The 21,264-nt window shown below is 61.6% G+C and carries 16 protein-coding genes; 2 read left to right on the top strand and 14 right to left on the bottom strand.

The window, feature by feature from the left end; all coding sequences use genetic code 11:
* Window positions 1-28 precede the first annotated feature (28 nt).
* The 8 genes from AC1DY9_RS03505 to yedA all read right to left on the bottom strand — a co-directional run bounded on the left by AC1DY9_RS03505 (window position 29) and on the right by yedA (window position 10,237).
* Window positions 29-2,254, bottom strand: a complete 2,226-nt coding sequence (locus AC1DY9_RS03505; protein WP_477665799.1) for a DNA/RNA non-specific endonuclease — start codon at window positions 2,252-2,254, stop codon at window positions 29-31.
* A gap of 238 nt (window positions 2,255-2,492) precedes the next feature.
* A complete protein-coding gene (locus tag AC1DY9_RS03510) occupies window positions 2,493-4,130 on the bottom strand; it encodes an ABC transporter substrate-binding protein (protein ID WP_477665800.1) in 1,638 nt (545 codons plus the stop codon).
* A 136-nt stretch (window positions 4,131-4,266) separates the two neighbouring features.
* A complete protein-coding gene (locus AC1DY9_RS03515; RefSeq protein WP_477665801.1) occupies window positions 4,267-5,277 on the bottom strand; it encodes a peptide ABC transporter ATP-binding protein in 1,011 nt (336 codons plus the stop codon).
* Window positions 5,274-6,290 carry an ABC transporter ATP-binding protein gene (locus AC1DY9_RS03520; protein WP_457280470.1) on the bottom strand — a complete coding sequence of 339 codons (1,017 nt, stop codon included), beginning with the start codon at window positions 6,288-6,290 and terminating at the stop codon, window positions 5,274-5,276. The genes AC1DY9_RS03515 and AC1DY9_RS03520 overlap by 4 nt, the downstream gene beginning before the upstream one ends.
* Before the next feature lie 132 nt (window positions 6,291-6,422).
* Window positions 6,423-7,322: an ABC transporter permease subunit gene (locus AC1DY9_RS03525; protein ID WP_457280471.1), complete on the bottom strand. Its 900-nt coding sequence runs from the start codon at window positions 7,320-7,322 to the stop codon at window positions 6,423-6,425.
* Entirely contained in the window at window positions 7,319-8,329 is a 1,011-nt protein-coding gene (locus AC1DY9_RS03530) for an ABC transporter permease subunit (protein ID WP_457280472.1), read from the bottom strand. The genes AC1DY9_RS03525 and AC1DY9_RS03530 overlap by 4 nt, the downstream gene beginning before the upstream one ends.
* A 415-nt stretch (window positions 8,330-8,744) precedes the next feature.
* Window positions 8,745-9,203 (bottom strand): SWIB/MDM2 domain-containing protein, encoded by a 459-nt coding sequence (locus AC1DY9_RS03535; RefSeq protein ID WP_122956824.1) that lies wholly within the window; start codon window positions 9,201-9,203, stop codon window positions 8,745-8,747.
* 110 nt (window positions 9,204-9,313) lie between these two features.
* The gene (gene yedA / locus AC1DY9_RS03540; protein ID WP_477665802.1) at window positions 9,314-10,237 is read right to left on the bottom strand and encodes a drug/metabolite exporter YedA; all 924 of its coding nucleotides are present in this window, start codon (window positions 10,235-10,237) and stop codon (window positions 9,314-9,316) included.
* A 92-nt stretch (window positions 10,238-10,329) separates the two neighbouring features.
* Between yedA and AC1DY9_RS03545 the strand changes: the two genes are divergently transcribed.
* Together AC1DY9_RS03545 and rraA are read left to right on the top strand one after the other, a co-directional pair.
* A complete protein-coding gene (locus AC1DY9_RS03545) occupies window positions 10,330-10,821 on the top strand; it encodes an Lrp/AsnC family transcriptional regulator (RefSeq protein ID WP_007873193.1) in 492 nt (163 codons plus the stop codon).
* On the top strand, window positions 10,818-11,330 hold the full coding sequence (rraA, locus tag AC1DY9_RS03550) for a ribonuclease E activity regulator RraA (protein WP_457280474.1): 513 nt from the start codon (window positions 10,818-10,820) through the stop codon (window positions 11,328-11,330). Before AC1DY9_RS03545 ends, rraA begins: the two co-directional genes overlap by 4 nt.
* A gap of 204 nt (window positions 11,331-11,534) precedes the next feature.
* On the opposite strand, the gene fdhF is transcribed toward rraA, so the two are convergent.
* The 6 genes from fdhF to oxc form a co-directional block, all read right to left on the bottom strand.
* Window positions 11,535-14,372 carry a formate dehydrogenase subunit alpha gene (gene fdhF, locus AC1DY9_RS03555; protein ID WP_457280475.1) on the bottom strand — a complete coding sequence of 946 codons (2,838 nt, stop codon included), beginning with the start codon at window positions 14,370-14,372 and terminating at the stop codon, window positions 11,535-11,537.
* Window positions 14,373-14,481: 109 nt separating this feature from the next.
* Window positions 14,482-16,176, bottom strand: coding sequence for an NAD(P)H-dependent oxidoreductase subunit E (locus tag AC1DY9_RS03560; RefSeq protein WP_477665803.1), 1,695 nt, complete (start codon window positions 16,174-16,176; stop codon window positions 14,482-14,484).
* Between the two features lie 54 nt (window positions 16,177-16,230).
* Complete coding sequence (gene frc, locus AC1DY9_RS03565; RefSeq protein ID WP_457280477.1) at window positions 16,231-17,478, bottom strand: formyl-CoA transferase; 1,248 nt, start codon at window positions 17,476-17,478, stop codon at window positions 16,231-16,233.
* 124 nt (window positions 17,479-17,602) lie between these two features.
* Window positions 17,603-18,049 (bottom strand): PAS domain-containing protein, encoded by a 447-nt coding sequence (locus tag AC1DY9_RS03570; RefSeq protein ID WP_457280478.1) that lies wholly within the window; start codon window positions 18,047-18,049, stop codon window positions 17,603-17,605.
* A gap of 110 nt (window positions 18,050-18,159) precedes the next feature.
* Window positions 18,160-19,431: a formyl-CoA transferase gene (frc, locus tag AC1DY9_RS03575; RefSeq protein WP_457280479.1), complete on the bottom strand. Its 1,272-nt coding sequence runs from the start codon at window positions 19,429-19,431 to the stop codon at window positions 18,160-18,162.
* Between the two features lie 27 nt (window positions 19,432-19,458).
* A complete protein-coding gene (gene oxc / locus AC1DY9_RS03580) occupies window positions 19,459-21,177 on the bottom strand; it encodes an oxalyl-CoA decarboxylase (protein ID WP_457280480.1) in 1,719 nt (572 codons plus the stop codon).
* Between the last annotated feature and the right edge of the window lie 87 nt (window positions 21,178-21,264).

The following is a 21,264-nucleotide window of genomic DNA, read 5'->3' on the forward strand; positions in this document are numbered from 1 at the left end:
TGCAGCAATGCGGGCCGCTACCGGATAGCTACTGGCCTGCGTACTGGTCCGCGGCGACGATTTTGGGGTCGAACTTCAAGCCGGCCAGTTCCTCGATCTCCGCGATGGCGGCCTGGTTGCGTTCGAAGGCCGGCATGTCTATCGACTCATAGGTGTCGCCGAACTGCCTGATCGGTTTTTCCTGACTGAAGACGAAACCATAGGCCAACAGCTTCGCGCCGCGTTTTTGCGATTCGGGCACGACCACAACCTTCCAGAATTTTTTGGGGATTTTGACCTTGCCGGTTCCCCAGTTTTTGGACTCGAAGAATTCGGTGAGCACCGGCCCCGCGAACAGCACGGCGCGCCCGCCCGACTCCTGAACCTGGTCGGTGAGCAGGCGCTCAAACTGGCCCCAGATACCGACCACTCCGCCTTCATAGACGCGCTGGCCGCTGCGGTCATTGGGGTTCTCCTGGTTGAATGCCTCATGCTGCGGCGTGCAGTTGGGCCAGTGGTAGCTGTCGGCGTTCGCGAATTCGGTTTCGTCCGCGTCGGCGCCCCAGCAGTTGTCTTCGCGGCGGACAATGTGCCCGCGGTCAATCCGTTTGGCCGGGCCGTAGACGTCCTTGTTGAGCAACTGGTATTCCAGCGGCAGCCGCGGGTCTTCTCGCCAGTTTTCCCCTCCGAAATCCGCCCGCTTCCGCGGGTCGGTGCGTGATTTGGGGCGGTAGTCGTAGTTCGAGGCGGTCCACAGGCACATGCGTGTCGGCTTGTGCATCACGAGGGAAAAGTGGTGGTAGTCAAGCGGTAGCGGATCGGCCGGCGCCAGGTGGCTTGTCTTCACTGCGGGCACGTCGTCCACACTGGCATTGAATTCCTCATAATCGGCAACCGAATAGAGGGCACCATCCCATCGCGATTGGGCCACAGGGGCTGGAACCTCCTGGCCGAGGAATTTCGGGTTGTATCCCTTGCGGCCCGCGTAGTCCTCGTCGAAAACCAGGGACTTTTCCTGAAAGGCGGTGAAGAGGCCATCCGCCGAAGGCGCACCGGAACCATCAGGCAAACGAACTTGCGCGGCCGCCGCGGGTGCAGGCACCGACACGGGCGCAGCGGCGGCAGGCACGCCGGGCTGAAGCGCCTGCCCGCCATAGACGTGCAGGGTTACAGGCCCCGAGAAATTGAAGGTGTTGCCGCCGCCGGGCCGTGAGGCGAGAGGTAAGAGGGATGACGAGGGGGGGCCGGCCGGCACGCTCTCTGTGCCGGTGAGCGGGTCTGCCGTGGTCGCCAGCAATTGCCGGGCGATCATGCGCATGGATTCTGGAATCGACATGGATTTAAGCCTTTCAACGATGAAACTGACGCGCGCGCCCTCATTGGCGATCCACTGGATGTCGTCGTCGCTTTGCGACTCCGGGTCCCAGGGGGCGCCCCGTTTGTCCAGGATCCGGCCGTCCCGCATCGCCGGCACGCCGCAGTGGTGCAGCGCCACCAGTTCCCAGTCGGTGTTGTAGACCGGGGAGCCGGAGGAGCCCGGCCGCGTGTCCGTCTCATAGTGAAGAAAGCCGGTGGGCAGGATGTCCATTAACTTGTTGTCGCTGATGGCGAAGGCCCGCGGCCCGCCGGCGGGGTGCTGGATGATATTGACCGGAGCGCCCGTCAACACCTTGCCCGTTGCCTCGATCAGCCGCGTCCAGCCGCATGAGGCAATCTGGTCGCTCTCGCGGCTGCGGGGCTGCACCGCCACGATCGTGAAGTCGAGGTCCGGGTCGGTAACAAAGAAACGTTCTGGATCGAAGTCGTAGTACTTGCCGTTGTTGATGCCGTACTCATCGCGCACGTAGAAAAAATTCGCCGCGTGGCCGTCGACGTCGATCTTCGAAGGAAACACGTGATGATTCGTCAGTAGCAGGTCGAACCCGATCAGCAGGCCCGTGGCCACGCCGATGGGCGTATGGCCGGCGCTGCGCTGCTGGACGATGCGGGCCACGGGTTTCGCGGCGTCCGAGGCCTGGACGCTGGGCGCGTATTCCACGGGATTCCACGTACCAATGACACGCTCGGGGAAAAGGGGAAAGCCGCCCGCGGCCCTGGTCAATTGACGGGCTGTCCATTCCGCTTGGCGCTTGGGTGTGTCGGCGGCGCCCGGGCCTTGGTTCCGGATTTTTTCAAGGCCGGTTTCGCGCTGCTTCATGCGCTCTTCCCAACGCCGGGCCGCATCCGTCAGGATGCCCTGTTGCCTCGTCTTGACCGCTCCGAGTGTCTGTCCCATTTCTTGTTCCTTCGCCGGCCTTCGGCCTGCAGAATTCGGGGAAATGGATATTCCTCCATTCCACGGGAAAATGCACCCTCCAGTCGGAGGAGGCTTCACAAGCAGGGTTAGTGCAGACCTGTAAAGACGTACAGCGGCTCGCGAAAAACAAGGCGCCACAATGAAAAAACCCTCCTTGAAGAAGGAGGGTTTTGAATGGAGGCGGCTTTATGACAAAGCCGCTTCAAGCCATGAAGGATTATTCCTTGATGTCGACAGCGTAGAAGTTGTGGCGGCCGAACGGGCTGTTCTTGTAGCCGATCACGCTTTTGCGGATGGGCTTGAGCTGCACCGCGTGGGCGATGGTGAACCAGGGAGCCTGTTCCTTGAAGATGACCTGGGCCTGCTGGTAGAGCTTGATGCGCTCGGCAGGATTGGYCACCGTCTTGGCTTTCAGGACCAGGTCTTCATAAGGCTGGTAGCAGAACTTGGCGATGTTGGAACCGCTGGCGGACTGGGCTGAAGCGCAGCCGAGCAGGGTGTACATGAAGTTGTCAGGATCGCCGTTGTCGCCGGTCCAGCCCAGCATGCCCATCTGGTGTTCGCCAGCCTGCAAACGCTTGCGGTACTCGCCCCATTCGAAGCTCTTGATCTCGGCGGTCACACCGACCTTGACCAGGTCAGCCTGCATCAACTCGGCAATGCGCTTGGCGTTCGGGTTGTACGGGCGCTGCACGGGCATGGCCCACAGGTCGGTGGTGAAACCGTTGGGGAAGCCGGCCTGGGCCAGCAATTTCTTGGCGGCTTCGGGGTTGTACTCGTCGTCCTTGATGGCGTTGTTGTATGCGGCCATGGTTGGCGGGATCGGGTTCTTGGCGGCAACACCGGTGCTCAGGTACACACCGTCAACAATGGCTTTCTTGTTGATGGCCATGTTGATGGCCTTGCGCACGCGCACGTCGTCAAACGGCTTCTTGGTCGTGTTGTAGGCGAGGTAGCCCACGTTCAGGCCGGCCTGCTCGACGATCGTCACGTTCGCGTCCTTGCGGATCGCGTCGAGGTCGGCGGGATTGGGGTAGGGCATGACGTGGCATTCGTTCTTCTGCAGCTTGGCCCAGCGGACCGAAGCGTCAGGCGTGATCGAGTACACGAGGTCGTCGATCTTGGCTTTGCCGCCCCAGTATTGCGGGAAGGCCTTGTAACGGATGACCGCGTCTTTCTGGTACTGCACCAGGTAGAAGGGACCGGTGCCGACCGGGTCCTGGTCGATTTTTTCCGGCGTGCCGGCTTTCAGCATGGCGTCGGCGTATTCCTTGGACTGCAAGGCCGCGTAAGGCATGGCCAGGTTGGCGAGGAACGGTGCTTCAGGCTTGTCCAGCGTGATCTTGACGGTGTAGTCGTTGACTTTTTCCACCGATTTCAGCAGCTTGGGCATGCCCATGTCGCTGAAGTAGGAGTGGTTGGGGCTGGTGACCTTGAAGAAAGCGTTGTCTTCTTTCCACTGGCGTTCGAACATGAACAGCACGTCGTCGGCGTTGAAGTCGCGCGTTGGTTTGAAGGCCTTATTGCTGGCATGCCACTTCACGCCCTTGCGCAGGTGGAAGGTGTATTCCTTGCCGTCGGCGGAAATGTCCCATTTTTCGGCCAGGCCGGGAACGACCTTGGTGCCGCCGTATTCGAATTCCACGAGGCGGTTGTAGACGGGTTCGTTGGCATCAAACGACGTACCCGTGGTGTTGACGCCGGGGTAGAAGTTTTCGGGGCTGCCTTCAGAGCAGAACACCAGCGTCTTCGCGGAGACGGGTGAAAGTGCCAGCAGCGCTGGCAGGGCAACAGCGCACAGCAATGCGCGCTGGACCGGACGCAGCCGGCTTGCACTTGGTTTGGTCTGAATCATTTGACGATCCCTTTGGAGGTTAATGCTGCTTCTTGCAGCGGGGCTTGCGGCCAGATTGCACAACATTTGTGACGTTGTGCGCCCTGGTCATTGAAAAACGTGGCCTGAAACCGGTGCTTGAGCGCATGGTTTCAGGTCACGCAGTGAGAAAGTTTTCAGCATAGTGGCACGCAACCTGCCGCTCTGCAACTTCACGCAGCTGCGGCCTTTCGGCGCGGCAACGGTCGGTGACGTGGGGGCAGCGGGTGGAAAACACGCAACCGGTGGGCGGGTTCAGCGGCGAGGGCAGCTCGCCCTTGAGCACGATGCGCTGTTTGACGCCGGTGCCGGCCAAGCCGGGTGTGGAGGCCAGCAGGGCCTGGGTGTAGGGGTGCAGGGGTCGGTTGAACAGGGCATTTTTCTCGCCTTGTTCAACGGCATGGCCCAAGTACATCACCAGCACGTCGTGGGCGATGTGGCGCACCACACCCAGATCGTGCGAGATGAACAGGTAAGCCAAGCCCATGGACTGCTGCAGGTCGGCCAGCAGGTTGAGCACCTGGGCCTGGATGGAGACGTCAAGAGCCGACACCGGCTCATCGGCCACTACCACGGTGGGGTTGAGCATCAGCGCGCGCGCGATGGCGATGCGCTGGCGCTGGCCGCCTGAAAACATGTGGGGATAGCGGTCATAGTGCTCTGGGCGCAGGCCCACCATGGCCAGCATGGCGCGTGCCTTTTCGGCGCGCTCCGCAGCGTTCAGGGTGGTGTTGATTTCAAGCGGCGCTTCAAGGATGGCGCCGATTTTCTTGCGCGGGTTGAGTGAGCCGTAGGGGTTCTGGAACACCAGCTGCACGGCCTTGCGCAGGCCCACGCGCTTTTCGGGGGAGCCGACGGCGTCGATGCCGGTGATGCGCAGTTCGCCGCCCGTGGGCGTTTCGATCAGCGACACCATGCGGGCCAGCGTCGATTTGCCGCAGCCGGATTCGCCCACGACAGCCAGCGTCTTGCCGGCATGGACCGAGAAGGACACGCCGCCGACGGCTTGCAGGTGGTCGGACTTGCGCATGAAACCGCGGCGGATTTCGTAAACCTGTTTGAGGTTTTTGGCCTCGACGACGGGGCCGGTAGGCAGGGTGCCTGGGGTAGTGACGGTGGCGGTGCTCATTGCGCGGCCTCCATCACGGGGGTGTCGCGTTCGATGTTGGCCTCGCGGCTGGGATCACCCAGTGGGTAGTGGCAGCGAACCATGCCGTCCTTCCAGGCGCGCAGCAGCGGGCGCTCGTTGCGGGAATGTTCGGTGGCATAGGCGCAGCGCGGGGCAAACAGGCATCCGGCAGGGCGGTCATAGAGGCCGGGCACCATGCCGGGGATGGTCGCCAGGCGCGCGCTACCGTCGCTGCGCTCGGGCAGGGCCGACAGAAGTGCTTCGGTGTAGGGATGTTGCGGGGTGTTGAAGAGGGCGTGTGCGCTTTGCTCTTCCATGATCTGGCCGGCGTACATCACCGCGATGCGCTGTGCCATTTCGGACACCACGCCCATGTTGTGCGTGATCAGCACCAGGGCCATGCCACGCTCTTTTTGCAGGCTGCGCAGCAGGTCCAGGATTTGGGCCTGGATGGTGACGTCGAGCGCCGTGGTGGGCTCGTCGGCAATCAGCAGGCGCGGGTTGCAGGCAATCGCCATGGCAATCATCACGCGCTGGTTCATGCCGCCCGACAGTTGGTGCGGATAGGCCTTCAGGCGGCTTTCGGGTGAATTGATGCCGACCTGCTCAAGCAGTTCGATGGCCTTGCGTGTGGCCGCCTTTTTATCCATGCCCAGGTGCAGACGCAGGGTTTCGGTGATCTGGAAGCCGACGGTGAAGCAGGGGTTCAGGCTGGTCGTGGGTTCCTGGAAGATCATGGCCACGTCTTTGCCGATGAGCTTGTTGCGCTCGCCTTGCGACAGCTTGAGGAGGTCGTGGCCGGCAAACCGCAGTTTGTCGGCTTTCACGCGGCCGGGGTAGGCCACCAGGCCCATCAAGGCCATCATGGTGACGCTCTTGCCGGAGCCGGATTCGCCCACGATGCCGAGGACTTCGCCTTCTTCCAGCGACAGGCTGATGCCGTCGACGGCGTGCATCACGCCGTTTTGTGAGGGAAATTCAACAGAAAGATTTTCGATTTCAAGAAGGGCCATATTAGTAACTCCCCCTTCTCGGCTCACTTCGTGTAGCCGGATCCCCCCGCAGGGGGCAACAGCTGCGGCCCGGCAAAGCCGGTTCCGCGCTGTTACTTGCGAAGAGGTTCATGAGGGGTGGGTGAATCTTGTTCATCTTTTTAGCTTGGGATCGAATGCATCACGCAGTCCGTCGCCGAGCAAATTGAAGGCCAGCACAGTGATCAAAATTGCGAGGCCGGGGAAGGTGACTACCCACCAGGCGCGCAGGACGAATTCGCGGGCGTCGGCCAGCATGGTGCCCCATTCGGGTGAGGGCGGCTGGGCGCCCAGGCCCAGGAAGCCCAGGGCGGCTGCGTCCAGGATGGCGGTGGACACGCCGAGCGAGGCCTGGACGATCAGCGGCGCCGTGCAGTTGGGCAGGATTTCGCTGAACATGAGGCGGATGCGGCTGGCACCGCTCATGCGTGCGGCGGTTACGTAGTCGCGCGAGGTTTCGGCAATCACCGCGGCGCGTGTGATACGGACGTAATGCGGCAGCACGACGATGGCGACAGCCAGCATCGCGTTCATCAGGCCGGGACCGAGGATGGCCACGATCACGATGGCCAGCAGCAGGCTGGGCAGCGTGAGGATGATGTCCATCAGGCGCATCACCGCGATCTCGAAGATGCCGCGGAAAAAGCCTGCCAGCAGGCCCAGCACCGTGCCGACGACCACCGACAGCGCCACCACAGCCAGGCCGATGACCAGCGACAGGCGGGCGCCGTACATCAACCTGGTCAGGATATCCCGGCCGATCGCGTCTGTGCCCAGGGGGTAAGTCCATGACCCGCCGGTTTGCCAGGCTGGGGGTTTGAGGAACACCGCGTTGTTGGTGATATTGGGCGCATGCGGCGCCAGCAGCGGCGCGAACAGCGCGATCAGCAACACGCCAATGACAATGACCAGGCCGATCACGGCGCCGTTGTTTGCACTGAAGTAGTTCCAGAATTCGCGCAGCGGATGCGGTGGCGCGGGCGCAGTAGCGGGTTTCAAGGTGGCCGTGCTCATCGCTGATGCCTGATGCGTGGGTTAATGATGCCGTAGGTGATGTCCACCAGCAGGTTGACGGCCATGACGATGGCGCCCAGCAGCAGGATGCCGCCCTGCAGCACGGGGTAGTCGCGGCGACTGATGGCTTCGATCAGCCACTTGCCGACGCCCGGCCAGGAAAAAATGGTTTCGGTGAGGATGGCGCCGGTGAACAGCACGCCCACCTGCAGGCCGATCACGGTGACCACCGGGATCAGCGCGTTGCGCAGCGCATGCAGGGCCACCACGCGCAGGTTGGAGAGGCCTTTGGCGCGCGCGGTGCGGATGTAGTCCTCGCCCAGCACTTCCAGCATGGCCGAGCGCGTCATGCGCGCGATCACCGCCAGCGGGTTGGTGCCCAGCACGATCATGGGCAATATCAGGTGCGAGGCGGCCGACCAGAACGCGCCCTTGTCGTCCGACAGCAGCGAGTCGATCAGCAGAAAGCCGGTGGTGGGCTCGATGAAGTACTGCACGGAGAGCCGGCCCGACACGGGTGTCCAGCCGAGCTGCACCGAGAACAGCAGGATCAGCAGCAGCCCCCACCAGAAAATAGGCATGGAATACCCCGTGAGGGACACCCCCATGACGCCATGGTCGAGTATGGAGTTTCGCTTGACCGCCGCCAGAATGCCCGCGGGGATGCCGATCAGCAGTGCAAACAAGATGGCGCACACGGCGAGTTCGATGGTGGCCGGAAACAGCGTGAGGAATTCGCGCAGTACAGGCTCCTGCGTGATCAGGGACTTGCCCAGGTCGCCTTTCAGGACCCGGCCGATGTAGATGCCGTACTGCACCATTACGGGTCGGTCCAGGCCATATTCCTTGAGCAATTGCGCGTGGCGCACCGGATCGATGCCGCGCTCGCCCGCCATGGTTTCGATCGGGTCGCCGGGCACCATGCGGATCAGGAAGAAGGCCAGCAGAGTCATCCCCAAAAAGGTGGGAATGATCAGGCTCAGTCGGGTAAAAATAAAGCGCAGCATTATCGCGGGATGCTAAGGCAGGACTTGGCGCAGGGTGTGGGAAAACCGTCGCGCTGGTGACAGGCAGGGCGCGCGAAATTTTCCGCCGCCTCGGTTTTTGAATGCAGTAGCTGCAGTGGCATCGACATGGAGTCTTGTTTTGTTAAGTCTGGTGCGGGCGGTGCCGCGGGGAATTTTTTATCTTAGCAACAATAGCGTCTGTTTTCGACTGTGCCGCTGGTGGCAGGCTACCGAGTAACCCTATGGCATTAGCAGACGTTTCAGGTAGTTTTGGGCGTTAATGGAAGCGGGCGGAAGAGCGCCGGAGTAACGCAGGAAGCGTGCCAGCGGCTGGGCGCTTTGGCATAGGCCCCGCTGCACGCGCGCATAAAAAAAGGCCGGTAGATACCGGCCTTTTGATATCGGCAAGAGCCGATTACTTGACGTGCTTGCCGATCAGGCCAGCCATCTCGAACATCGACACCTGCGCCTTGCCGAAGACGGCACGCAGTTTTTCGTCGGCGTTGATCATGCGCTTGTTGACCTTGTCCTGCAGGCCCTTGGATTTGATGTAAACCCACAGCTTGCTGACGATCTCGGTACGTGGCAGAGGCTTGTCGCCCACCACGGCTGCCAGTGCGGGGCTCAAGGTCAGTGCCTTCATGAACGCTGCATTGGGAGTGCGCTTTTTGGCAGGCGCTTTTTTCGCTGCTGGCTTTTTGGCCGCAACTTTCTTGGCGGGAGCTGCTTTCTTCGCGGCTACCTTCTTTGCAGGCGCTGCCTTTTTCGCAGGAGCCTTCTTCGCAGGAGCTGCTTTCTTCGCAGCTACTTTCTTTGCCGGAGCAGCCTTTTTTGCAGGCGCTTTTTTAGCCGGTGCTTTTTTTGCAGTTGCCATGATTGATTTTCCTTCTAGAAGTTGATAAATCACCACACGGATAACTACTCTTCCTTGTGGCAATGCGGATGCTACTGGAGAAAAACGCAGTTTCCTAGTGGAAACGCACTTTATTTGCGCCTGGATGTTGCAGATTTACCTCTGAAAATCAGGAAAACGCCCATGAGAATCACGCCGCAAGCGGCCCATTCGCCCCCAGTGACGTGCTCTCCGGCGAAGAATGCACCCAGAAAAATCGCGATCAAGGGGTTCACAAAAGCATAGCTCGTGGCTACTGCAGGTGGGGCATTGGCCAGCAAATAGAGGTAGGCGCTGAAGGCGATGAGCGAGCCAAACACCACGAGATAGAGCCACGCGAGCACRGCTTCAGGCTGCGCGGGCCAGTTGGCAGCGGCTTCGCGGTGCTCACCCAATGCAAGAGAAATCGCCATCAACACCGCGCCGCCACACAACATTTCGCTGGCAAAACCCGCGGGGCCGTTCGCCAGCGGCAGCCGGGTGGTGGACAGCACCGAGCCAAGTGACCACAGCAAGGTCGCCCCCGCAATGCACGCCATGCCGACGGGAGCAGCGCTAAAGCTGGAGCCTTGCACCAGCATCAGCACACCTGCCAGCCCCACCACCATGCCCAGGAACTCCAGCCTGCTGGGCCGCTGGCCCAGCAGGAGGCCCCAGGCCGACACCATCATGGGAACCACCGCGATGAAGGTGGCGATCAGTCCGGAGCCGATGTGAACTTCAGCCGATGCTGTCAGCCCCATCCCGCCGCCCAGCATCAGGGTGCCGATGACGGCGGCGTTGGCCCACTCGCGCCTGCTGGGCAGCTTGTGCCCGCGTATCAGCACCCAAGCCATCATCAGAAGGCCGGCCGCCAGGAAACGCGTGCCCATCTGGAAGAAAGGCGGAAAGCTGATCAGGGCAAAGCGGATTGCCAGGTAAGTGGAGCCCCACACCAGGTAACAGGCGAGCAGGGCAGGGATCAAAAGCGCCGGCGCTTTGCCGGTGGCGGAGGATGAAATGAGTGCGGAGGTCATGCCCGCATGGTAGGTTGCCAAACGCCCTCAGACTATGCAAAACTAACGGCAAAACTGCAGCTGGCCTTTAAATTTAAAGCTTAAAAAGCGATATGACCGAAACCACCGAATGGGACCATTACGACAGCCGCATCCTCGGCGAACTGCAGCGCGATGCGCGGATCACCATGGCCGAGCTGGGCCGCCGTGTTCACCTGAGCCAGCCGGCAGTCACGGAGCGTGTGCGCAAGCTCGAACTGGGCGGCGTGATCAAAGGTTACCGGGCCGAGGTTGACCTGGCGCGGCTGGGTTACGGCATACGCGCTATCGCGCGGGTAGGGCGGGTCGAGTACGCCCGGGTGGTCAAGCTGATCGAGCAGACGCCCGAAGTGATCAATGCCTACAACGTCACCGGCGAGGACAGCTGGGTGCTGGAAATCGCGGTGATCGACGTGGCGCACCTGGACGCGGTGGTGACCAAGTTCTGCATCCTCACCGAGACCTCGACCTCCATCGTGCTGAACGCCCCCCGCGAGAATGCGGTGGTCTTGCCCGCCCGGCGCGAAGACATCAAACCCGTCATCAAGAAAGTCACCGGAAAATGAGCCAAGACAATCTCGCCTCCTTCGCCACCTGCGATCTCTGCGACCTCCACAAAGGCGACACCTCGGGCCGCTTCAGGGTGCTTCCGCCGGTTTTCAGGAGCTATGGCGGGCATCAGAAGTTCAGCGGGCCTGTGGTCACCGTTCAGTGCTTTGAAGACAACTCGCCAGTCAAGGCGGCGGTGGAGTCGCCCGGCGAGGCGCGCGTGCTGGTGGTGGACGGGGGCGCCTCGCTGCGCCGCGCGCTGCTGGGCGGCAATCTGGGCGCCGCCGCCGCCAAAAACGGCTGGGCAGGGGTGCTGATTGACGGTTGCGTGCGCGACGTGGCGGAGCTGGCGCAATGCCAGACCGGCATCCGCGCCCTGGCAAGCATGCCGCTGCCCACGGAAAGGCGCCAGGCGGGCCTGCGTGACATCGCTGTGCAGATACAGGGCGTCTGGGTGCGGCCGGGCGACTGGCTCTACTCCGACGAGGACGGGGTGGTGGTGATGCCGGCGCCTGCGCAAGCGTAGACGCAGGGCGCTTGCAATCCAGGCGCTCTGCCGCCGGGCGCAGAAGTTTGCAGCGGGGGCGCTGGATGGATTATTGGCAAAATCGGCCTGAAACCCAATAAACAAGGGCGTAAGCGGCTATAAATTTGATAGCACTCACGCGCTGTCTTTACGCAGCAGAGGCGTGCCGCTCATGCCCTGCTTCTCATTGCTGCCAAAAAATACTCAGAACCCCGCAAGAGCGATCGAGTTCTTCAGCGCTTGCCCACCGCCGTAGCTATCCTGCTCGGGTGGCACGCCGCCCAGCGACACGCGGATCGCGCAGTATTTGAACTCCGGGATCTTCGCAAACGGGTCCAGCGCGGCGTTGGTCAGCTTGTTGATGGCTGCCTCGTAGTAACAGAAAGGTACAAAAACCGCGCCGCGTGGCGAGCTTTCGTCGGCGCGGGCATACAGCTCCACCTTGCCGCGGCGTGACTCAATGGTCACCACGTCGCCGGGCTTGCCACCCATGGCGGCAAGGTCGAGCGGGTGTACCAGGGCGACAGGATCGGGCTCGATCGCGTCCAGCACCGTGGCGCGCCGGGTCATGCTGCCGGTGTGCCAATGCTCCAGCTGGCGCCCGGTGATCAGCACCATCGGGTATTCGGTGTCCGGGCGCTCATTGGCCGGGATGATGTCGGCCGGCACGAACTTCGCGCGGCCGCCTTCGCGGGGGAAGTCGTCCACGAATACCACCGATTGGCCGGGATCGCCTTCCTTCATGCAGGGGTAGGTGACCGAATGCTCGCGGTCAAGCCGGTCCCAGGTGATGCCGCCAATGCTCGGCATGGTGTGGCGCATCTCGTCGAAGACTTCGCTGACATGGTTGTAATGCCAGCCGCAGCCCATCCGGTTGGCGATCTGCGTAATGATCCAGAGGTCCTGGCGCGCATCGCCGGGCGGGTTGATCGCCTTGCGGCCCATCTGCACCAGGCGGTCGGTGTTGGTAAAGCTGCCGTCCTTTTCAGGAAAGGCGCTGGCCGGCAGGATCACGTCCGCCAGGTAGGCCGTTTCGGTCAGGAAGATGTCCTGCACCACGAGGTGCTCCAGCGCCGCCAGGGCTTCACGCGCGTGGTTGGCGTCGGGATCGGACATGGCCGGGTTCTCGCCCTGCACGTACATCCCCTTGATGCCGCCCTTTTTGATGGCGTGCATCACTTCGACCACCGTCAGGCCGACCTGGTCGTCCAGGGTGCCGGGGGCCAGCTTCCAGGCCTTCTCGAAACTGGCGCGGACCTCGGGCTTGGACACATGCTGGTAGTCTGGCAGCATCATGGGGATCAGGCCCGCGTCGGACGCGCCCTGCACGTTGTTCTGGCCGCGCAGAGGATGCAGGCCGGTACCGGGACGGCCGATCTGGCCGGTCATCAGCGAAAGGGCGATCAGGCAACGCGCGTTGTCGGTGCCGTGCACGTGCTGCGACACACCCATGCCCCACAGGATCATCGAGCCTTTGGAAGTGGCGAACAGCCGGGCCACATAACGCAGCGTGTCGGCATCGATGCCGCAGATAGGCGCCATCAATTCGGGCGTGTAGCCTTCGACGTTCTTGCGCAATTCTTCGTAGCCGATGGTGCGGCTGTCGATAAAGGCCTGGTCCACCAGGCCCTCGGTCACGATGACGTTCATCATCGCGTTGAGCATGGGCACGTCAGTATCGGGCTTGAACTGCAGGTGACGGTGCGCCACGCGCGTGAGGTCGGAGCGACGCGGATCCATCACGATCAGCTTGGTGCCGTTTTTCACGGCGTTCTTGATCCAGGTGGCGGCCACCGGGTGGTTCACCGTCGGGTTGGCGCCGATGATCACGACCACATCGGCCTTGGTGACATCCATGACGGGGTTAGAGACGGCGCCAGAACCAATGCCTTCCAGCAAGGCGACGACCGACGATGCATGGCACAGGCGCGTGCAGTGGTCCACATTGTTGCTGCCAAAGCCGGTGCGCACCAGCTTCTGGAACAGGTAGGCTTCTTCGTTGCTGCCCTTGGCAGAGCCAAAGCCGGCCAGCGATTTCTTGCCATGCTGGTCGCGGATGGCGGCCAGCTTGCCGCCGGCGAATTCCAGCGCTTCTTCCCAGCTGGCTTCGCGGAACACGTCCATCACGCGGTCCGGATCCATCGTGAAGTCGCCGGTTTTGGGCATGCCTTCGCGGCGGATCAAGGGTTTGGTCAGGCGATGGGGGTGGTGTGCATAGTCAAAGCCGTAGCGGCCCTTGACGCACAGGCGCTCATGGTTGGCGGGGCCGTCGCGCCCTTCAACAAACAGGATCTTGTCGTCCTTGACGTTGTAGGTCAGCTGGCAGCCGACACCGCAATACGGGCAGACCGACTCGACCTGCTTGTCCGGCACGGTGAGTGCAGCTTCACGGGCCGGCATCAACGCACCTGTCGGGCAGGCCTGGACACATTCGCCGCAGGCCACGCAGGTGGACACGCCCATGGGGTCGTCCATGTCGAAAACAATCTTGGCCTGGTCGCCGCGGAAGGCCAGCCCGATCACGTCATTGACCTGTTCGTCACGGCAGGCGCGCAGGCAGCGCGTGCACTGGATGCAGGCGTCAAGGTTCACGGCGATGGCCGGGTGGGACACATCCTGACGCACCTGCGGGCGCGCCTCGAAGCGAGGCTTGCCGACCCCGATTTTGGCCGCCCACTGGTCCACCTCGTTGTTGCGGGTGTATTCCTTCTCGGGCATATCCGACAGCAACAGTTCCAGCACCATCTTTTGCGATGCCACGGCGCGCTCGCTATCGGTGACGACCTTCATGCCGGCGGCCGGTGCCCGGCAGCATGAGGGAGCGAGTACGCGCTCACCGTTGATCTCGACCATGCAGGAGCGGCAGTTGCCGACGGCTTCCAGGCCCTCCTTGAAGCACAGGTGGGGGATCTCCACGCCTTCGCGCTTGGCGACCTGGAGCAAGGATTCAGTGGCGCGGCCCTGGACTTCGCGGCCGTTGAGGCTGAAGCTTACGAGCGGCGAGTCGAGTTCGGCGAGTTCCTGGCGGGTAATTGCATTCATGGGAGATCCTTAAAGTGCACAGCTAGGCCGGCCGCAGCGCCGGGCCGCCCCAAGCAAGGCCAGCCCCCTCGGGGGGCAGCGTAGTACGCAAAGCGACAAGCGTGGGGGCTCATAGTTCATGGGAGAAGTACTTGACGACGCAGTCCATGGGATTGGGCGCTGCCTGACCGAGGCCGCAGATCGATGCGTCGCGCATGACCAGAGACAGGTCTGCCAGCAGAGCGAGATCCCACTTGGGTTGCTCCATGAGATGCGCCGCCTTTGCCGTGCCGACACGGCAGGGCGTGCACTGGCCGCAGGACTCGTGGTGGAAGAATCGCATCATGTTGCGTGCCGCATCGGTGGCTGTGTCCTTGTCGGACAGGATCATCACGGCGGCCGAGCCGATGAAACAGCCGTAAGGCTGCAGCGTGTCGAAGTCCAGCGGGATGGTGTTCATCGTGGCGGGCAGGATGCCGCCTGAAGCACCGCCGGGCAGGTAAGCATAAAACTTCTGGCCGTCCAGCATGCCGCCGCAGTATTCGTCGATCAGCTCCTGGATGGTGATGCCGGCCGGTGCCAGCTTGACGCCAGGCTCCTTGACCCGCCCGGACACGGAGAACGAGCGCAAGCCTTTGCGGCCATTGCGGCCGTGCGAAGCGAACCACTCACCGCCTTTTTCCAGGATGTCGCGCACCCAATACAGAGTCTCGAAGTTGTGCTCGAGCGTCGGCCGGCCGAACAAGCCCACTTGTGCGACGTAGGGGGGGCGCAGGCGGGGCATGCCGCGTTTGCCTTCGATGGATTCGATCATGGCCGACTCTTCGCCGCAGATGTAGGCGCCCGCGCCGCGGCGCAGTTCGATTTCGGGCATGCCGGTCATCAGGGGGTCCAGCCTCAGCCTGGCCACTTCGGCCTCCAGCATGTTGCGGCAACCGTGGTATTCGTCGCGCAGGTAAACGTAGATTTTTTCGATGCCGACAGCCCAGGCAGCGATCAGCATGCCTTCGAGGAAGCGGTGCGGGTCACGCTCCAGGTAAACGCGGTCCTTGAAGGTGCCGGGTTCGCCTTCGTCGATGTTGACCGCCATCAGGCGCGGGCCTTTTTCGGCACGTACGATGCGCCACTTTCGGCCGGAAGGAAAGCCGGCGCCGCCCAGACCGCGCAGGCCGGAGTCTTCCATGGTCTTGAGAACAGTCTCGATATCCCGCTCGCCCGAAATGCACTGCTTGAGCAGGCTGTAGCCGCCTTTCGCCTGGTAGGCGGGCAGGTCGGTAAAACCTTCGGGAACATGCTGGGTGGCCCTTGCCGCCACGGTTGCGGCGATGGTTTCGCAGCTGGCGTTCGGCACCGGGTTTTGTCCCACCACGGCCGCAGGGGCCTGCTCGCATCGACCAATGCAAGGCGCTGCGATGACGCGGATGTCCCGGCCGAGCAGGGCGGGCAGCCTGTCCAAAAGGTCTTTGGCGCCTGCCATTTCGCAGGCCAAGCCATCGCAGACCCGCACCGTGAGTGCGGCTGGAGCGGCTTCGCCCTCCTTAACCACGTCGAAGTGGTGATAGAAGGTTGCCACCTCATAGACCTCGGTCTGCGCCAGCCTCATCTCCTGAGCCAGTGCGGCCAGATGGGCGGCCGACAGATGACCGAACTTATCCTGAATCTTGTGCAGGTGTTCGATCAGCAGGTCCGGCTGACGCGACTCGGTGCCCAACAGGCTCTGCACTTCGGCCAACGACTGCGGGTCGACGCGGCGCCCCTTGGGTGCTTGACGCTTTCGCTGCTTGGAGGCGTCGATGACGGCGATGGGAATGATGGGGTGGTTCATGAAGCGTGTGGGCTCGCTGTGTGGCTGGCGTTGGTGGCGTGAGAGTTGCCCGACCTAGATGACGCGTTCGGCGCGTAATTCGGCGATGTAATCGGCGCCGTAGCCCAATTGCGTCAATACTTCGTCGGTGTGCTCACCCAGCAGGGGTGAGCGGGTGACCTCGGTGGCGCTGTCGGACATCTTGATCGGGTTGCCCACGGTCAGGTATTTGCCGCGGGTGGGGTGGTCGACTTCAACAATCGTTCCGGTTTCGCGAAGCGCGGGCTCTTCCGCAATTTCCTTCATCGACAGAATGGGGCCGCAGGGGATGTCGTATTTGTTGAGGATTTCCATGGCCTCGAATTTGGTCTTGGTCATGGTCCATTTTTCGATGCGCGCAAAGATCGGCTTCAAGTGCAGCAAGCGGGCGGCCGGCGTCGCGAAGGCTTCGTCGTCGATCCAGCTCTCTTCGCCGATCACCTTGCACACGGCTGGCCATACGGCGCCCTGGGTGATGAAGTAGATGTAGGCATTGGGGTCGGTTTCCCAGCCCTTGCATTTCAGGATGGAGCCGGGCTGGCCACCGCCAGAAGCATTGCCGGCGCGGGGGACCGCTTCGCCGAACTTGCCGTCGGGGTACTGCGGATACTCGTGCATGGTGCCGGTGCGCTCCAGGCGCTGCTGGTCGCGCAGTTTGACCCGGCACAGGTTCAGCACGGCATCCTGCATGGGCGCCAGTACTTTCTGGCCGCGCCCCGTGGTGTTGCGCTGATAGAGGGCTGCGACGATGCCGAGCGCGAGGTGCAGGCCGGTTCCGCTGTCACCAATTTGTGCGCCCGTGACCATGGGCGGGCCGTCGTCAAAGCCGGAAGTGGAGGCCGAGCCGCCGGCACACTGGGCGACGTTCTCGTAAACCTTGCAGTCTTCGTAGGGGCCGGGGCCAAAACCCTTGACCGATGCGACGATCATCCGGGGATTGAGCTTCTGGATGTGTTCCCAGGTGATACCCATGCGGTCCAGCGCGCCTGGCGCGAAATTTTCGACCAGCACATCGCATTCCTTGATCAGGGTGTCCAGGACCTCCTTGCCCTTCGGCTTCTTGGTGTCCAGCGTGATTGAACGCTTGTTGTGGTTCAGCATGGTGAAGTACAGGCTGTCCACGCCGGGAATATCGCGCAACTGTCCGCGAGTCGCGTCGCCTTCGCCGGCGCGCTCGACCTTGATGACGTCTGCGCCGAACCATGCCAGCAACTGGGTGCACGTAGGCCCGGACTGGACGTGGGTGAAGTCAAGGATGCGAACGCCGTCTAACGCTTTGCTCATGAAAGTTCCTGCTGGAGGTTGAAATGGATGCTCGTGTGGCTTGCGCCATGCTGCAGGACACCTGGGTGCCCGGTTCAACCCCTATGTTAATCACTGCACCGGTGATGTGCCTTTGTCTTTTGGGTTACGGTGTTTTGCCTTGAGGGACAAGCTGCATCTCCAGTTCCGTCAGGCGTTTTTTCAGATTGCGTTCTTCGGCAAAGCGGGCGGTTTCATCGCGGATCACCGCGACGATCGCCGACACCTTGTTGTCCGGGGTATGTAACAGCGCGACGGTAAAGGCAATAGACAACCCGTGCCCGTCCTTGTGCACTGCGGGCACACGAAGGACGTCGTTGCCATACCGCGTTTGTCCGGTCGCCATTGTCTTGTGGTAGCCGTCCCAGTGGCGCTGCTGCTGGCGCTGCGGGATGATGATGTCCAGCGATTTACCCAGGGCTTCTTCTTCTGTGAAGCCAAACATCCGCTGGGCCGCAGGGTTCCACAAGACAATTGCACCACCGGCATCGGAAGCCACAATGGCATCGCCAACAGCCTCCACAAGCTGTTTCAGGTCGGTTGTTGTTTGCATATGTCCACTCCTGTTACCGAAAAATAAGCTGACTGAGGCCTTAAAAAAAACGGCGCTCAATCTGAACGCCGTCTTTCTGGGCCATCAAGACCGCTACTTCAAGATTGCGCTCACACCGCTTTTGCAGTGTGCATGGCCGCGATTTGGTCTTTGCTGTAACCGAGTTCGGCCAGAACCTCATCGGTGTGCTCGCCCAGCAGGGGCGATGCCGTTACTTCGGGCTTGGTGTCAGAGAACTTGATCGGACTGCCCACGGTGAAGTAGCTACCGCGCACTTTATGCGGGACTTCAACGATGGAGCCACTGGCACGCAAGGATTTGTCATGCAACAACTCCTTCATCGACAACACGGGCGCGCAAGGAATATCAAATTTTCGGAAGACGTCCACGGCTTCGAACTTGGTCTTGTCGGCGATGAATGCTTCAATCGTGGCGAAGATATCCATGATGTGCGGCTGGCGTGCCTTGGCCGTGGTGTAGGCCGGGTCGGTTTTCCACTCTGGTTTGCCCAGTGCGTCGCAGATCGGCTCCCAGGCGTGCCCCTGGACCGTGAAATAGATATAGGCGTTGGGGTCGGTCTCCCAGCCCTTGCATTTCAAAATCCAGCCGGGTTGTCCGCCACCGCCGGCATTGGCGCCGCGCGGTACCACGCCGTCTTTGAAAGCTTCCATTTCATGCGGGTATTGCGGGTACTCTTCCAGGTAGCCAAGGTTGTCCAGACGCAACTGGTCGCGCATTTTGACGCGGCACAGGTTGAGCACACTGTCCTGCATGGACACGGCGACTTTTTGGCCCTTGCCAGTCTTCTGCCGGCCGATATAGGCCGTCAAAATACCGATGGCCAGGTGCATGCCGGTATTGCTGTCGCCCAAGGCGGCAGACGAAATGGTGGGGCCTGAGTTCTCGCCCTTCCAGTAGCCGGTGGTGGACGCTGCACCGCCTGCGCACTGGGCCACGTTTTCGTAAACCTTCAAGTCTTCGTAGTGGTGGCCGTCAGAGAAACCCTTGACGGATGCCAGAATCATTTTTGGGTTGAGTGACTGGATGTGTTCCCAGGTGAATCCCATACGGTCCAGCGCACCGGGACCAAAGTTCTCGACCATCACGTCGGATTCCTTGATGAGCCTCTCCAACACTTCCTTGCCTTCGGGCTTTTTGGTGTCCAGCGTCAGGCCGCGCTTGTTGCTGTTGAGCATGGTGAAATACAGCGCGTCAGCGCCTTCGATGTCACGCAACTGGCTTCGGGTAACGTCGCCAGAGCCAGGACGCTCGACCTTGATCACGTCAGCGCCGAACCAGGCCAGCATCTGGGTACAGGCGGGTCCTGCCTGAACGTGGGTGAAGTCGATGATCTTGATGCCGGCGAGTGGTTTGTTGCTCATTTTGATTTCTCCTTAGGATGCTTTGGATTACTTCTTTGCTGCAGCGCTTTGCGGATTCAGACTTGTGATCCGGCCGCTCTCGGTGCCTGCAGTTTCGTCAATGATCGCGTTGATCAGGGTCGGCTTGCCGGACTTGACGGCTTCGTCCAGCGCCTTGGCCAGCTCTGCCGGTGTGTTGGCTAGAACGCCCACGCCGCCGAAAGCCTGCATCATCATTTCGTAGCGTGCATTCTTGACGAAAACGGTGGGTGCCACATCGCCGCCTAGCGGATTGACGTCAGTGCCCTTGTAAATGCCGTTGTTGTTGAAGACGATGACACAAATTGGAAGGTTATAGCGGCAGATGGTTTCTACCTCCATGCCGCTAAAGCCGAAAGCGCTGTCGCCTTCGATGGCAATTACGGGTTTACCCGTAACCACCGCGGCCGCGACGGCAAAGCCCATGCCGATGCCCATGATGCCCCAGGTGCCGACGTCCAGACGCTTGCGGGGCTCATACATGTCGACAATGCTGCGCGCGAAATCCAGGGTGTTCGCGCCTTCGTTCACCACGATGGCGTCGGGACGCGCCTTGACCGCATTGCGGATGACGTTCAGTGCGCTGTGGAAGTTCATCGTGGGCGGATTGAGCGCCAGCGTCGCCGCCATTTTGGACAGGTTCTTGTCCTTGCGTTCGTTGATCCCTTGAGTCCATTCGGCCGGCGGTTTGGCCCAGCTTGAGCCCAGGCCTGCCAGCAGCGCGGAGACGCACGAACCGATGTCGCCGACCAGGGGTGCGGCGATCGGTACGTTGCTGTCCATTTCGGTCGGCGAGATGTCGATCTGGATGAACTGGCGGGTGTCGGCATTCTGGCCGCCCCAGGTCTTGCCTTTACCGTGCGAGAGCAACCAGTTCAAGCGCGCACCGACCAGCATCACCACATCGGCTTCTGCCAGCACGTGAGAGCGGGTGGCCGAAGCCGACTGTGGATGCGTATCCGGCAGCAGGCCTTTGGCCATGGACATCGGCAAATAAGGGATGCCGGTTTTCTCGATCAGGGTGCGGATATCGGCGTCGCACTGCGCATAGGCAGCGCCTTTGCCAAGCACGATCAGCGGGCGTTTGGCGCCCTTGAGCAGGTCCAGTGCGCGTTTGACCGCATCGGGGGCGGGAATCTGGCGCGGTGCGGGATCGACCACCTTGATGAGCGATTTCTTGCCGGCTGCGGCGTCCATCGACTGGCTGAACAGTTTGGCCGGCAGGTCGAGGTAAACGCCGCCGGGACGGCCAGACAGCGCCGAACGGATGGCGCGAGCGATGCCGACACCGATGTCTTCGGCATGGAGGACGCGAAATGCTGCTTTGCACAATGGCTTGGCAATTGCCAGCTGGTCCATTTCCTCGTAGTCGCCTTGCTGAAGATCGACAATCTCGCGCTCGCTGGAGCCGCTGATGAGGATCATCGGGAAGCAATTGGTCGTTGCATTGGCCAGGGCGGTGAGTCCGTTGAGGAAGCCTGGCGCGGATACCGTCAGGCAAATCCCTGGTTTTTGCGTCAGGAAGCCCGCAGCCGCAGCGGCGTTGCCGGCGTGCTGCTCGTGGCGGAAAGAAATCATGCGGATTCCTTCGGCCTGCGCCTTGCGGGTCAGGTCGGTAATGGGAATGCCGGGCAGGGCGAAGATCGTGTCAATGCCGTTGAGCTTGAGGGCATCGATGACGAGGTGAAAACCGTCGATCTGCTCTGTCGTGGAGGTCGCGTTGGTCATAATGAATGTCTCTTCGTGTGACTTCGATAAAGGTTGAGCAAAGCAGTTGGCTGTGTGTCCCGCCCTGGAAAACGTATTGACCTGAAT

This window comes from Polaromonas sp. P1_F6, assembly GCF_056405695.1.